This is a genomic window from Pseudomonas sp. URIL14HWK12:I5 (genome assembly GCF_900176445.1).
GTDB classification, from domain to species: Bacteria; Pseudomonadota; Gammaproteobacteria; order Pseudomonadales; family Pseudomonadaceae; genus Aquipseudomonas; species Aquipseudomonas monteilii.
Window position 1 is genome coordinate 410,108 of the sequence record NZ_FWXQ01000004.1, and the last position, 13,857, is coordinate 423,964.

The 13,857-nt window shown below is 62.9% G+C and carries 10 protein-coding genes and 3 tRNA genes; 8 read left to right on the forward strand and 5 right to left on the reverse strand.

Annotation, left to right across the window (positions count from 1 at the left end; translation table 11 throughout):
- Positions 1-76: 76 nt before the first annotated feature.
- The 5 genes from B9A31_RS12390 (at position 77) to B9A31_RS12410 (ending at position 4,769) form a co-directional block, all read left to right on the forward strand.
- Positions 77-153: transfer RNA gene (locus B9A31_RS12390), tRNA-Met, on the forward strand.
- A gap of 134 nt (positions 154-287) precedes the next feature.
- Positions 288-364: transfer RNA gene (locus tag B9A31_RS12395), tRNA-Met, on the forward strand.
- A gap of 133 nt (positions 365-497) precedes the next feature.
- Positions 498-574: transfer RNA gene (locus B9A31_RS12400), tRNA-Met, on the forward strand.
- 260 nt (positions 575-834) lie between these two features.
- Positions 835-3,477 (forward strand): bifunctional lysylphosphatidylglycerol flippase/synthetase MprF, encoded by a 2,643-nt coding sequence (mprF, locus tag B9A31_RS12405; protein WP_027615345.1) that lies wholly within the window; start codon positions 835-837, stop codon positions 3,475-3,477.
- Positions 3,477-4,769 carry a virulence factor family protein gene (locus B9A31_RS12410; protein WP_019099843.1) on the forward strand — a complete coding sequence of 431 codons (1,293 nt, stop codon included), beginning with the start codon at positions 3,477-3,479 and terminating at the stop codon, positions 4,767-4,769. Before mprF ends, B9A31_RS12410 begins: the two co-directional genes overlap by 1 nt.
- A 34-nt stretch (positions 4,770-4,803) precedes the next feature.
- Here the strand turns inward: B9A31_RS12410 and B9A31_RS12415 are convergent, their stop codons facing one another.
- Positions 4,804-6,714: a potassium transporter Kup gene (locus B9A31_RS12415; RefSeq protein ID WP_025755056.1), complete on the reverse strand. Its 1,911-nt coding sequence runs from the start codon at positions 6,712-6,714 to the stop codon at positions 4,804-4,806.
- A gap of 234 nt (positions 6,715-6,948) precedes the next feature.
- Between B9A31_RS12415 and rimO the strand changes: the two genes are divergently transcribed.
- Positions 6,949-8,280, forward strand: coding sequence for a 30S ribosomal protein S12 methylthiotransferase RimO (gene rimO, locus B9A31_RS12420; protein ID WP_016712011.1), 1,332 nt, complete (start codon positions 6,949-6,951; stop codon positions 8,278-8,280).
- Positions 8,281-8,337: 57 nt separating this feature from the next.
- On the opposite strand, the gene B9A31_RS12425 is transcribed toward rimO, so the two are convergent.
- The 4 genes from B9A31_RS12425 to B9A31_RS27300 are packed head-to-tail and all read right to left on the reverse strand — an operon-like array spanning position 8,338 to position 12,259.
- Positions 8,338-9,087, reverse strand: coding sequence for a transporter family protein (locus B9A31_RS12425; RefSeq protein WP_025755057.1), 750 nt, complete (start codon positions 9,085-9,087; stop codon positions 8,338-8,340).
- A 54-nt stretch (positions 9,088-9,141) separates the two neighbouring features.
- On the reverse strand, positions 9,142-10,809 hold the full coding sequence (locus B9A31_RS12430) for a DUF5666 domain-containing protein (protein WP_084297026.1): 1,668 nt from the start codon (positions 10,807-10,809) through the stop codon (positions 9,142-9,144).
- Positions 10,806-11,600, reverse strand: coding sequence for a DUF6502 family protein (locus tag B9A31_RS12435; protein ID WP_019097277.1), 795 nt, complete (start codon positions 11,598-11,600; stop codon positions 10,806-10,808). Before B9A31_RS12435 ends, B9A31_RS12430 begins: the two co-directional genes overlap by 4 nt.
- Before the next feature lie 47 nt (positions 11,601-11,647).
- Positions 11,648-12,259, reverse strand: a complete 612-nt coding sequence (locus B9A31_RS27300) for a hypothetical protein (protein WP_371851090.1) — start codon at positions 12,257-12,259, stop codon at positions 11,648-11,650.
- A gap of 318 nt (positions 12,260-12,577) precedes the next feature.
- Between B9A31_RS27300 and B9A31_RS12455 the strand changes: the two genes are divergently transcribed.
- Complete coding sequence (locus B9A31_RS12455; RefSeq protein WP_019098114.1) at positions 12,578-13,030, forward strand: GNAT family N-acetyltransferase; 453 nt, start codon at positions 12,578-12,580, stop codon at positions 13,028-13,030.
- A gap of 77 nt (positions 13,031-13,107) precedes the next feature.
- Positions 13,108-13,818: an rRNA pseudouridine synthase gene (locus B9A31_RS12460; protein WP_019098115.1), complete on the forward strand. Its 711-nt coding sequence runs from the start codon at positions 13,108-13,110 to the stop codon at positions 13,816-13,818.
- Positions 13,819-13,857: the final 39 nt, after the last annotated feature.

Sequence of the window (13,857 nt, forward strand, 5' to 3'; positions counted from 1 at the left end):
GGTTTGAACAAAAAAGGTTTTTCCTGAATATTTGCTTGACAGCAGGAAGTAAATCCGTAGAATTCGATCTCACAGGCGCGGGATGGAGCAGCCTGGTAGCTCGTCGGGCTCATAACCCGAAGGTCGTCGGTTCAAATCCGGCTCCCGCAACCAGATTCGAGAAAAGGCCACTGTTAACGCAGTGGCCTTTTTCTTTGCCTACTGAAAGGCAATTTCAAAAAAATCTCGAAAAATCAAAGCGTAGCGCTTGACATACACATTACAAACTGTAGAATTCGCCCCACTGACGCGGGATGGAGCAGCCTGGTAGCTCGTCGGGCTCATAACCCGAAGGTCGTCGGTTCAAATCCGGCTCCCGCAACCAGATTCAAGAAAAGGCCACTGCTAACACAGTGGCCTTTTTCTTTGCCCACTGAAAAGTACGGCGAATAAAACACGTCAAATCGAAGCCAAATGCTTGACATACGATTGGCAGACTGTAGAATGCGCACCTCTGACGCGGGATGGAGCAGCCTGGTAGCTCGTCGGGCTCATAACCCGAAGGTCGTCGGTTCAAATCCGGCTCCCGCAACCATATTCGTCAGAACAAACCCCGCCTGTTTAACAGCAGCGCGGGGTTTGTTGTTTCTACGCCCCTGCATTTCATCGCTTCCTTTTCCCCGCCCCTCCAGCCATCCCGCAGGCTTGAGGCATCGTACCCCGGATGAACTATCTTTAACCCTGCCAGGCCGCTGAAAGCGCCTGAGGCCGGAGTAATATTGGATACGTTTTCCTAAGGGACTCTCACTTGGCCGCACCTTCTCTCCACCTCGCGCAGCATGCCCGGGGCAACTCATGACTTCCCATAACCCCGAACCTCCGGTGCCACTCGCCTCGGCACTGCCCGGTGCCGTGCAACGCCTGCCCTTGCTCGAACGCCTGAGCCGCTACCGCCAGCCCATCGGCCTGGCAGTGACCTTGGTGCTGTTCACCATGGCTTTGATTGCCTGCCGCCACCTGCTGAGCGAGCTGGATATCTATGCCTTGCACGACGCCATGCTCAGTGTGCCGACCCAGTCGTTGCTGGGCGCCTTTGTGGCGACGGTGGCGGGCTTCGTGATCCTGCTGGGTTACGAGTGGTCGGCCAGCCGCTATGCCGGGGTGAAGTTGCCAGTGCACAGCCTGGTGCTGGGCGGCTTCAGCGCCTTTGCCATCGGCAATGCCATCGGGCTGTCGATGCTGTCAGGCGGATCGGTGCGCTACCGGCTCTATGCACGCCAAGGGCTGGGGGCTGGCGAAGTCGCTCGCATGACGGTGTTTGCCAGCTTGTCGCTGGGCTGTGCGTTGCCTCCCCTGGCAGCCTTGGCGACCTTGAGCGACCTGCCGGCAGCCTCGGCTGCACTGGGGTTGCCGCCGGGCCTGCTGGCAGGCATCGCCATTGCCGTGCTGGTGGCATCCGCCCTGCTGGTGTTCGGCTTGTACCGCCGGCGCCTGGCCGAGCAACCGCTGGCGAACAACCTGCTGGTACAGGTGGGCCGCCGCACGCTACGCCTGCCGGGTGCACGGCTGGCGGCCCTGCAACTGCTGATCACCGCGCTGGATGTGGCAGCCGCCGCCACTGTCCTGTATCTGCTGCTGCCCGCAGCACCACCTTTCGGGGCATTCGTGCTGGTGTACCTGCTGGCGTTGGCCGCTGGCGTACTCAGCCATGTGCCGGGCGGCGTCGGGGTGTTCGAAGCGATTCTGCTGGCAGCCTTTGCCGACCAGCTCGGTGCTGCACCGCTGGCGGCCGCCCTGCTGCTGTACCGGCTGATCTATGTGGTACTGCCATTGCTGCTGGCCTGTGTACTGTTGCTGGCTAACGAAGCCCGGCGCCTGCTGTTCGCACAGCAGGCCATCAAGGTAGCTTCCGGGCTGGCCGCACCGATTTTGTCGATTCTGGTATTCCTGTCCGGCGTGGTGCTGCTGTTCTCGGGCGCCACACCCGAAATCGACACGCGCCTGGAACACATGGGCTTCTTGGTGCCGCACCGGCTTATCGATGCCTCGCACTTCGGCGCCAGCCTGATCGGCGTGCTGTGCCTGCTGCTGGCCCAGGGCCTGCGCCGGCGCCTGTCCGCCGCCTGGTTGCTGACTACCGTGCTGTTATTGGTGGGCGCCCTGCTGTCGCTGCTCAAGGGGTTTGACTGGGAAGAAGCGTGCCTGCTGACCTTCACCGCGACCCTGCTTGCCCTGTTCCGTCGCTCGTTCTACCGCCCCAGCCGCCTGCTGGAGTTGCCCTTCTCGCCGGTGTTCCTGGTGGCCAGTGCCTGCGCAGTCGGCGCTTCGGTCTGGCTGCTGCTGTTCGCCTACCAGGATGTGCCCTACAGCCATCAGCTGTGGTGGCAGTTCACACTCGATGCCGATGCCCCACGCGGCCTGCGTGCCACCATGGGCAGCGCCTTGCTGCTGGCTGCCGTGGCGCTGACCTGGCTGCTGCGCACCGCCCCTCCTGTGATCCACCTGCCCGATGAAGAGGAACTGCAGCGCGCCAACCGTATTTTGCTGGCTTCCGACCAACCCGACGGCGGCCTGGCCCTGACGGGCGACAAAGCGTTGCTGTTCCACCCGCGTGACAATGCCTTCCTCATGTACGCACGGCGTGGCCGCAGCCTGGTGGCCCTGTACGACCCCATCGGCCCGGCCCAGGAGCGTGCCGAGATGATCTGGCAGTTCCGTGACCTGTGCGACCTGCACCACGCTCGCCCGGTGTTCTACCAGGTACGTGCCGAGAACCTGCCGTTCTACATGGATATAGGCCTGACAGCACTGAAGCTGGGTGAAGAAGCCCGTGTCGACCTGCGCCGCTTCGATCTGGAAGCCAAGGGCAAGGAGATGAAAGACCTGCGCTACACCTGGAATCGCGGTGGTCGCGACGGCCTGAGCCTGGAAATCCATGAACCCGGCCACGCCCCGCTGGCAGAGCTGAAGGAAATTTCCGATGCCTGGCTCGGCGGCAAGAACGTGCGTGAGAAAGGCTTTTCGTTGGGGCGCTTCAGCCCGGACTACCTGCAACACTTCCGCATCGCGCTGATTCGCTTCCAGGGCCGCCCGGTAGCCTTCGCCAACCTGCTGGAAACCCATGGCAACGAGCTGGCAAGCCTCGACCTGATGCGTGCGCACCCCGAAGCCCCCAAGCTGACCATGGAGTTCATGATGATCGGCTTGATCCTGCACTACAAAAGCCATGACTACGCCCGCTTCAGCCTTGGCATGGTGCCGCTTTCCGGCCTGCAACCGCGGCGAGGTGCGCCCTTGACCCAGCGCCTGGGTTCGATGGTGTTCCGCCGGGGCGAGCAGTTGTACAACTTCCAGGGGCTTCGCCGCTTCAAGGACAAATTCCAACCGGACTGGGAACCCCGCTACATGGCCGTGCCGGCCGGGCTCGACCCGCTGGTAGCACTGGCCGACACCGCCGCCCTGATTGCAGGCGGCCTGACTGGATTGGTGAAACGTTGATGACCCGACGCTATTGGCTGTACCTGCTGGTCCCCCTGCTGCTGGCCGCCCTGGGTGGCGCGCTGGCGTTCTGGCTGTGGACGCGCCCGGCCCCCGAGGCGCGCCTGGAGCAATTGAGCATCAATGACACCCACATCACCCGGGTGACCCCTGGCGTACACCCGAAGGCCCGGGTAGCCATTGGTGTGCCACAGGACCAAGCATTGACCGACAAGCAACTGCTGGACCTGAGCCAGGCCGGCGAAGCCCAGCTGGTGCAGGTGGTGCTGCCGCCGAACGACTGTAGCAAACAGCAACAGGCCATGGACCAAGCCCTGACCGAATTGTCGGCAAAGCCGACGCTGGTCGCCGGTATAGGCCCTGGTGCCGCCCAGGCCTGGCGTTGGCTGGCCAGCCAGAGCGATGACAAGGCGCGGGCCATTTCAGTGGACTTCAGCCTGGAGCAACCCGGCTGTCAGGCCCCGCTGCCCAAGGCGGCACCTCATGGCCACTGGAACGTCGCCTGGAACGACAACCCGGATGACGCCAGCGCCGCTTTCGTACGTGACCAGGCGAACGCCGAAACCAGCATCAGCGACTACGACATCCACCTGCCACAAGTGCTTAAGGCCCAGCTGACCCAGGCTCTGGTTGGCCGTGACGGCAACGCCTTGGCTATTCCGGTGGTCGAGGTCCCGGCCGGGCAGACCACCGACACGGTGACCCTGTTCCTCTCCGGTGATGGTGGCTGGCGCGACCTGGACCGTGATGTGGCCGGGGAAATGGCCAAGCTGGGCTACCCGGTGGTAGGCATCGACACGCTGCGCTACTACTGGCAGCACAAGACCCCGGAGCAAAGCGCCGCCGACCTGTCCGAGCTGATGCAACATTACAGGCAGAAGTGGGGCACCAAGCGCTTCGTGCTGACCGGTTATTCATTCGGTGCCGATGTGCTGCCGGCGATCTACAACCGCCTGCCTGCCGAAGACCAGCAGCGCATCGATGCTGTGATGCTGCTGGCGTTTGCCCGCAGTGGCAGTTTCGAGATCGAAGTCGAGGGCTGGCTGGGCAAGGAAGGCCAGGAAGCACCTACCGGGCCGGAAATGGCCAGGCTGCCAGCGTCCAAGGTGGTGTGCGTGTATGGCGTGGAAGAGACCGATGAGAGCGGTTGCACCGAAAAGACTGCGGTGGGTGAACGCCTGAAGTTGCCTGGGGGGCACCACTTCGACGAGAACTACCCGGCGCTGGCCAAGCGTTTGATTGGTGAGATCGAGACGCGCCAAGGCAAATCGAGCGTCGCCGAACAGAACTGACAATGACTGGGGCCGCTTTGCGGCCCCTTGGCAATCAGATCTCGACCTGGGTCCCCAGCTCGATCACCCGGTTCAGCGGCAGGTTGAAGAAGCGCAAGTTGCCGTTGGCATTCTTCAGCAGGAAGGCGAACAGGTTACCCCGCCAGCGCGACATCCCCTCCAGCCGTGAAGCGATCACCGTCTCGCGGCTGAGGAAGTAAGTGGTGCGCATCGGGGTGAAGTCCAGATCGTCCAGGTGGCACAGTTTCAATGCCGCCGGCACGTCCGGTTCGTCCATGAAGCCAAAGTGCAGCAGCACACGGAAGAACCCGTCACCGTATGCCTCCACCTCGAAGCGCTCGTGCTCCGGCACGCGCGGGCGGTCTTCACTGACGACCGTCAGCAGTACCACCTGGCTGTGCAGCACCTGGTTGTGCAGCATGTTGTGCAACAGCGCATGGGGCACTGCGTCGGCCCGTGCGGTGAGGAACACCGCCGTGCCTTCGACGCGATGGGGCGGCTGAATACGGATACTGCTGATGAACAGCTGCAGCGGCAGTGCGCCTTCGTCGATGCGTTCGACCAGAATCTGCTTGCCGCGCTTCCAGGTGCTCATCAGCAAGTACAGCACACCACCCGCCAACACCGGGAAGGCACCGCCCTGAACAATTTTCGGCACGTTGGCGGCGAAGAACAGCCCGTCGACCAACAGGAAACCCACCAGAATCGGCACCGCCAGCACAGGGGGCCATTTCCACAGCAGCAACATGACGGCCGACACCAGAATAGTGGTCATCAGCATGGTGCCGGTCACCGCCACACCGTAGGCCGCCGCCAGAGCGCCGGACGACTCGAAACCGATCACCAGCAGCACCACACCGACCATCAGCGTCCAGTTCACCGCGCCAATGTAGATCTGCCCCTGCTCGTCGCTGGAGGTGTGCTGGATCTGCATACGTGGAATGTAGCCCAGCTGGATGGCCTGGCGGGTCAGAGAGAACGCCCCCGAGATTACCGCTTGCGAGGCGATCACCGTGGCCATGGTCGCCAACCCGACCAACGGCAGCAACGCCCAGCCAGGTGCCAGCAGGTAGAACGGGTTACGGGCTGCGTCCGGGTTTTGCAGCAGCAGTGCACCCTGGCCGAAATAGTTCAGCACCAGCGCGGGCAGCACCAGGATGAACCAGGCCCTGGCGATCGGCTTGCGGCCAAAGTGGCCCATGTCAGCGTACAGCGCCTCGGCGCCGGTCAACGCCAGCACCACTGCGCCGAGAATGGCCACGCCCATGCCGGGGTGCACCACGAAGAAATTGATCGCCCAACCCGGGTTGAAGGCCTTCAGCACTTCCGGGCTCTGCGAGATGCCATGCACGCCCAGTGCGCCCAGCGCCACGAACCAGGTGACCATGATCGGGCCGAACAGCTTGCCGATCTTCTCGGTGCCGTGCTTCTGCACCAGGAACAATGCCACCAGCACCACCAGCGAAATCGGCACCACCCAATGGTCGATACCGTCAAACGCCAGGCCCATGCCCTCCACCGCCGACAGCACCGACACCGCCGGGGTGATCATGCTGTCGCCATAGAACAGCGAAGCGCCGATCAGGCCGCAGATCACCATCAGTGTGCGCAACCGCGGGTAGGCCGCCGTGGCACGCCGCGCCAGCGCGGTCAGCGCCATGGTGCCGCCCTCCCCCTGGTTGTCGGCACGCAGGATGAACATCACGTACTTGAACGACACCACCCACAACAGCGACCACAGGATCAATGACAGGATCCCCAGCACGCCATCATGGTTGACCGGCACCCCGTAACCGCCGGTGAAGACTTCCTTCAGGGTGTACAACGGGCTGGTGCCGATATCGCCATAAACCACCCCGACCGCCGCCACGAGCAGGCCCAGCGACCGCGCCGCGCCCTGCTTCCCCTCGTGCCCGCCCTCGGCGTGACTGCTTGCCTGAACCATCGACCACTCCCGCAGACGGCCATCACGGCCTTTAATATTCACTCTAGCGCCGGCCCCTGAAGGCACCTTCGCTCAACGGCGCGAAGCATAGCGCAGCGTTCGTCGTATTTCTGCTGGTCAAGCGACGTTACGCTCGCTAGAATTGCGCACTTTTTGATCAGAGGCGCCCAAAGCGCCCGTCAAGATCGCCCCCGATTCCGGCCGGGCGACCTGCATTCAATACCGAGGTTAGTCATGTCCACCACGCCCGCCACCCCCAAGGTAGGTTTCGTAAGCCTGGGTTGCCCTAAAGCCCTGGTCGATTCCGAGCGCATCCTGACCCAGCTGCGCATGGAAGGCTATGAAGTCGTGCCCACCTACGAGGACGCCGACGTGGTGGTGGTCAACACCTGCGGCTTCATCGACAGCGCCAAGGCAGAATCGCTGGAAGTGATCGGCGAAGCGATCAAGGAAAACGGCAAGGTCATCGTCACCGGCTGCATGGGTGTCGAAGAAGGCAGCATCCGTGATGTGCACCCGAGCGTGCTGTCGGTCACCGGCCCGCAGCAGTACGAGCAGGTGGTCAACGCCGTTCACGAAGTGGTACCGCCACGCCAGGACCACAACCCGCTGATCGACCTGGTGCCGCCTCAGGGCGTCAAGCTGACCCCGCGCCACTACGCGTACCTGAAAATTTCCGAAGGCTGTAACCACAGCTGCAGCTTCTGCATCATCCCGTCGATGCGCGGCAAGCTGGTCAGCCGCCCGGTGGGTGAAGTGCTGAGCGAGGCCGAGCGCCTGGTCAAGGCCGGGGTGAAGGAGATCCTGGTGATTTCCCAGGACACCAGCGCCTATGGCGTCGACGTCAAGTACAAGACCGACTTCTGGAACGGCCGCCCGGTCAAGACCCGCATGCTCGAATTGTGCGAAGCACTGAGCAGCCTGGGCGCCTGGGTACGCCTGCACTACGTGTACCCGTACCCGAACGTCGACGACGTGATCCCACTGATGGCCGCCGGCAAGATCCTGCCGTACCTGGACATCCCGTTCCAGCACGCCAGCCCGAAAGTGCTCAAGTCGATGAAGCGCCCGGCCTTCGAAGACCGCACCCTGGCGCGCATCAAGAACTGGCGCGAACAGTGCCCCGAGCTGGTGATCCGCTCCACCTTCATCGTCGGCTTCCCGGGCGAAACCGAGGAAGACTTCCAGTACCTGCTGGACTGGCTGACCGAAGCCCAGCTGGACCGCGTGGGCTGCTTCCAGTACTCGCCGGTAGAAGGCGCACCGGCCAACGACCTGGGCCTGGAAGAAGTGCCGGACGACGTCAAGCAGGACCGCTGGGACCGCTTCATGGCCCACCAGCAGGCCATCAGCGCCGCCCGACTGCAACTGCGCATCGGCAAGGAAATCGACGTGCTGATCGACGAAGTCGAGGAGCAAGGTTCGGTTGGCCGCAGCTTCTTCGATGCCCCGGAAATCGACGGCAGCGTGTTCATCGACGGCGATCATGGCTTCAAGCCAGGCGACAAAGTGCGCTGCCGTGTGGTGGATGCCGACGAATACGACATGTGGGCCGAGCCTATTTAAAGCGGCTGAAACACTGAAAAGCCCCTGCCCCGGTAGCCCGGCGCAGGGGCTTTTTTGTCAAAACGTGTGAAACAGCATCAGCCCCCCCTCTGCATCCGGGCTGGCATCCGAAAAGCCTTTGACCGCATACAGTTGCACTTTCCATTGCGGGTTGAGCTTGTGGGTCAGGAACAAGGTCAGTTCCTTGATCTGCGACCCTGTCGAGAGCACTTTCTGCCGCCAATCGTACGAAGCGCCCGCTGACGTGCCAGTAGCCACAGGTATGGCGAAGCCGAGGCTGACAAATACCGGGTCGTCGAAATCGCTGTCGGGCGGGTCGCCGAACTTCTTCCAGCCCAATGTCGCGAAGCCGGTGACCGGGCCAAAGCCCTTGGTGATGTCGACCTGGGTGGTGTAGTCGTATTCGCCGGTACCCAGGCACTGGTCTTCATCGGCGGTGGGGAATTTGACCTTGCCGATCAGGTCCAGCATCAGGCCGCCGTCGCTGCCATCGAGCAGGGCGTACCCGGCGCTGGCAACCGTGTCGCCCAGCCCGCTCTCCACATCCCGGCAACCGCCGGGCAAGGGGTCACCATTCGGGCCGACTTCCGGGTTGGTGATGCGTAGCCAAGGCACGGTGACCTTGTAGGTCATGGGGCCGGTTTCATACTTGCCGACCACGGGCACGTACCAGATTTCCGACGTGGTGCCCGTGCCATAGTCGCCGCTTGAATAGTCCATGCCGATGGCCGCACTGAAGGTTTCAGCCAAGGTTGACGCGCTGGTGCATGACAGCAGGCAGGCGAGAAGCGGGAGGGTCGGTCTCATCAGCACCTCGGAATCCCGTCGGGAAGTGTGAGCGGACATACCCAGCCTAGTTGCCTAACGCCCGGAACGCTCCGGATGCTCGACTTTTTCGGCGGTCTCTATCTTCTCCGGCTTTTCCACTTTCTCGACTTTTTCAACCTTCTCGACCTTTTCAGGCTTTTCGACTTTCTCTACTTTTTCGACCTTCTCTACCTTCTCGACTTTTTCAACCTTCTCCACCTTTTCAGGCTTCTCGACTTTCTCCACCTTTTCGACTTTCTCTACTTTTTCGACCTTCTCTACTTTTTCGACCTTCTCAACCTTATCGGCCTTTTCTACCTTTTCGACGTCGACCCGCTCTACCCGGTCAGAACGGCCGCTGTTGCTGCTTTCAGGCTGCTCCACCGTTTCGACATGTTCTGTCTTGCCAGACTTGTCCACGCTGTCTGACTTGCCATGCCCGCTGGCGTCCTCAATGCCGCTGCCACCGCTGCGATCCTCACGGCCTTCGTTGCCAACAGCGGTCGCTTCGCGTGTGCCATGACCACTGTTGCCGGAACTGCCGGAATCACTGCTGCCGTGCTCGCTGCCATGCCCCGAATGGCCTCTGTCCGGGTTGTCGACGCGGTCATCCTGGACCTCCACACGCGTTGCCCGCAGTTCGTGAGCGCCATTGAGTACGCCACTCACCCGCACACGCTGATCGAGCGCCAACGCCGCCGACGGCTTGCCAACGATCACGGTGCCCTGCCCCAGCGTCACATTGATGCCTGCGACCACCAGTTGCCGAGCCTGCGCGCGCTGCACCAGCCCTTCGACCACCGCCTGCTGCACACGGCCAGCAAACGGCAGGCTCGGGTCACGGCGGGTTTGCGCCACTTCCAGCTGACGCCCGGTCCACTGGCCGCGCACCAGCACTTCCCGTGCCGGGGCTACGCGGGTACCCAGTTGCAGCCCTTGAAGGCTACCAGGGCGATCAATCGCCCCAATGGCACTGGCCTCTCGCAGCCCCGGCGCCCGTTCGATACGGGTCGCCACCACTTCGCCCCTGGCATCGCGCAAGCCGCTGACCCGGACCGACTCGCCCAGGTGCAGCCCTTGCGCCACCCGCGCGCCTGCGGCAAGGCGCACCGGTTGCCCCATCACCCGCAGCGGGGCCGAAGCGCTGGGGAGCGCCGTCAGCGGCCCTTCGTAGGCGTTGAGGATCGAGATACGCCCAGCCTGCAGGCCGCGCTGGGTGGCAACGGCCTCCACCGCCACAACCTGCCCGATGGCCAGGTGAGCACTGCTGGCCGGTGCACCGTTCTGACTCACCGGTACGTCCTTGCCATAATGGACTTCCATACCATTGACGCAGATCGAGGCAAACCCGGTGATGGTGCCGACAATGCCGGTACCACCGGTACCGCCCGGGCGCAGGATTGGCGCACCGGTACCGCCAACACCACCACTGCTGTGATCGAAGTAGGTGCCATCCACACCCTCGGCCACTGCACCCGTACCGCCTGTGCCACCGGGGCGCTGCGGATGCGGTGCGCCAGTGCCGCCAACACCGCCGTTTTCACTGCGCACACCGGTGCCGCCCGTTCCCCCCGGAAACTGCATGCCTGCGGCACCGGCCATACCCACTTCATCACGGCTGACACACACCGGCGCTGCGGCCACCTCGGCAGGCGCCATCAGGTTCAACCCGAAAACCAGGGCGAGCGTGATGGCACTGAGGCAGCGCACAAGAGCAGTCATGGGCCGGGTGTCTTCGACAAATCGGGTTGGGTAGCTTCAGTGTAGAAATAAAGCCCTACGGTGATGCGCTGACGTTGCTCGACAGTGGGCTCATCAGCACCCTCCAGCTCTGCTGCAAGCTGGCTGAAAGCAAGCAGTGTCTGCATGCCATCCCTGGAGACCGCTTCACGCAAGTGTTCGACGCTGGCCAGGCTCAAGGCATCGTAGTGAACACTGCGCTCAAAGAACGGCTGGCCTTCGCCACTGAGGTTATGCACCGCTGCACAGGCATGGTCATGCAGGTTGTGGCCAAAGTAGGCGGCTTTTTCATCGAAACCCGTCTGCGGCACGAATGCCTGGGCCTCCAGGTGCACACAATCCTGCTCATCGAGCCGGACGATACCAAGGCGCAACCACTCATCCAGCACAACCCGGCCACGGATATCGGTGCTGACCTTGGCCACCAGGGCATCGAATGAACAGTCGCCGCCGACACTGGCCAAACGCGGCAGCGCCAGCGCCTGGCCAGGTGCCGAGCAGAACGGCGGGCTGGTGGTCCATACATTGACCAGCTGAGCACCCAGGGTGATGTTTGCCGGCAAGGCTGCGAGCACCGTGCCGGCTTCACTACGAATCCGCCGGACATCCTTGCGGTGCACGCCTGTGAGCAGGCTGATACGGCTGTCGGTGGGCGGGGTGCCGTCCAGGCGAAACTCGCGGTGGGCTACGTCGACGAACACGTCCTTGAGCAGGTCGGCGAACATCGTATAAGTCACCCCCTTGCGCAACATCAAGCGCACCAGCGGACGCATGACACGCCGCAGTGCGCTTAACATCGAAGGGGGAGAAGTTGGGCTGATCAACGCCTGTCAGCTCCTGCTATTGTCATCACCCGGTTCGCCACCCACATGGTTGCCGCGATCGTCACCAGGTTCACCACCCACGTGATTGCCGTGATCATCGCCAGGCTCGCCGCCGACATGATTACCATGATCATCCCCGGGCTCACCGCCAACATGGTTGCCATGATCGTCACCGGGCTCACCGCCAACGTGATTGCCGTGATCGTCACCGGGCTCACCACCCACGTGATTGCCATGATCGTCACCCGCTTCAGCATGGTTGCTGCTGCGACCAGCGTTTGAATTACCGTCGTGGCCGCTGCCACTGTTGCCGGCATGGCCGCCACCGTCTCCGCCACTGCCATGGCCACCACCGCCACTTCCGCTGCCACCACCGTGGCCGCCACCACCACTTCCACCGCCGTGGCCTCCACCTCCGCCACCACTCCCGCCGCCGCCGTGGCCTCCACCTCCGCCACCACTCCCGCCGCCGCCGTGGCCTCCGCCGCCACCGCCACCGCCGTGGCCGCCGCCGTGGCCGCCGCCTCCACCGCCACCGTGACCGCCACCGCCACCATGACCACCACCACCACCACCACCACCACCACCACCACCACCACCACCACCATCTTTGGCATAGGCGCTGGAGCCGTGAGAAATCGTGTCAGGGATCAAAACAATGGACGTCGAAAGCACGCCAGCTACGGCAACCGCCAGTAAGGCCTTCTTGAACAGCAGGTGGATTTGCATAGTCCGTCTCCAGGTCGTCGCCACGAGAACGCCAAATCAGTAAAAGTCTTGTTGTCAGTTTTAGCTCTTCTTTGCGTGGGATTTTTTCCCACGCTTAATTAATAGACCGCTACCCTCCGCCGTTCAAGCGCTACACAGACAAGCCGACCGGTGGTTGGGCTGCTATGTTTTCCCTATCGCCATGGAGGACCACCGGCATGCATGCGCCACTGACGTTGCAAACGCCGCGCTTGAGCGACTACAGCGAGCTGGTACAGGTGTGGGAGGACTCGGTGCGCGCCACCCATCACTTCCTGCCAGAGGGCTACATCCTGCTGCTGCGCGACCACGTGTTGCGCCGCTACCTGGATGCGGTGATGCTGGTCTGCTGCAAGGACCGGCAACGTATCTGCGGCTTCGCCGGGGTCGCCAATGGGCGCGTGGACATGCTCTTCGTCGCACCAGACTACCGTGGCCAAGGGGTTGGCAAGCGCCTGCTGCACTATGCGATCGACGAACTGAACGCCGAACGCCTGGACGTCAACGAGCAGAACCCGCAAGCCTTGGGCTTTTACCTGCATGAAGGCTTCGAAGTGTTCGGCCGTTCGGAAACCGACGGCCTGGACCAGCCCTACCCGCTGCTGCACATGCGCCTGCGCAAAACGGCGTAAATGACACAGATTCCCAGCCCCTCTGTCGCGCAGGCAGGTACAATGCGCGTCTTTCCCTGCCTTTGCGAATTACCGTCATGTCTGAACCCGTCCGCCTGTCCAAACGCCTTATCGAGCAGCTGGGTTGCTCCCGTCGCGAGGCCGAGTTGTATATCGAAGGCGGCTGGGTGACGGTCGATGGCGTGGTCGTCGAGCAGCCGCAGTTCAAGGTTGAGCAACAGCGCGTCGAGCTGTTGCCGGGTGCCCGCGCCGAAACGCTGGAGCCGGTGACCCTGCTGATGAACCAACCCGCCGGTATCGACAGTGAAACTGCCCGCGCCAGCATGAACAGGGGCAACCTCAGCGAGGCTCACCGCGAAGGCGTGCGCGCCCTGCACGGGCATTTTGCCCGGCAGGAGTGCGTGGCGCCGCTGGAGCGCGGCGCCACCGGCCTGCAGGTATTCACCCAGGACTGGCGGGTGACGCGCAAGATCAACGCCGACCTGCGCCGCCTGGAGCAGGAGTTCATCGTCGAAGTGCGCGGCGAAACCACGCCCCAGGCGCTGGAACGCCTGGCGCGCGGGGCCACGCGCAATGATCGCGAACTGCCTAAGACCAAAGCCAGCTGGCAAAACGAGACCCACCTGCGCATGGTGCTGAAAAACCCGCAGCCCGGGCAAATCGCCGAGCTGTGCGCCTACCTGCGCCTGGAGCTGTTAAGCATGCGCCGTATTCGCCTGGGTGGCGTATCGATGGGCAAACTGCCGCTAGGCCAATGGCGCTACCTGGCCACTACCGAACGTTTCTAAGCAATACGCCACGCACTCGCGTGGCACCTGAACAGGATT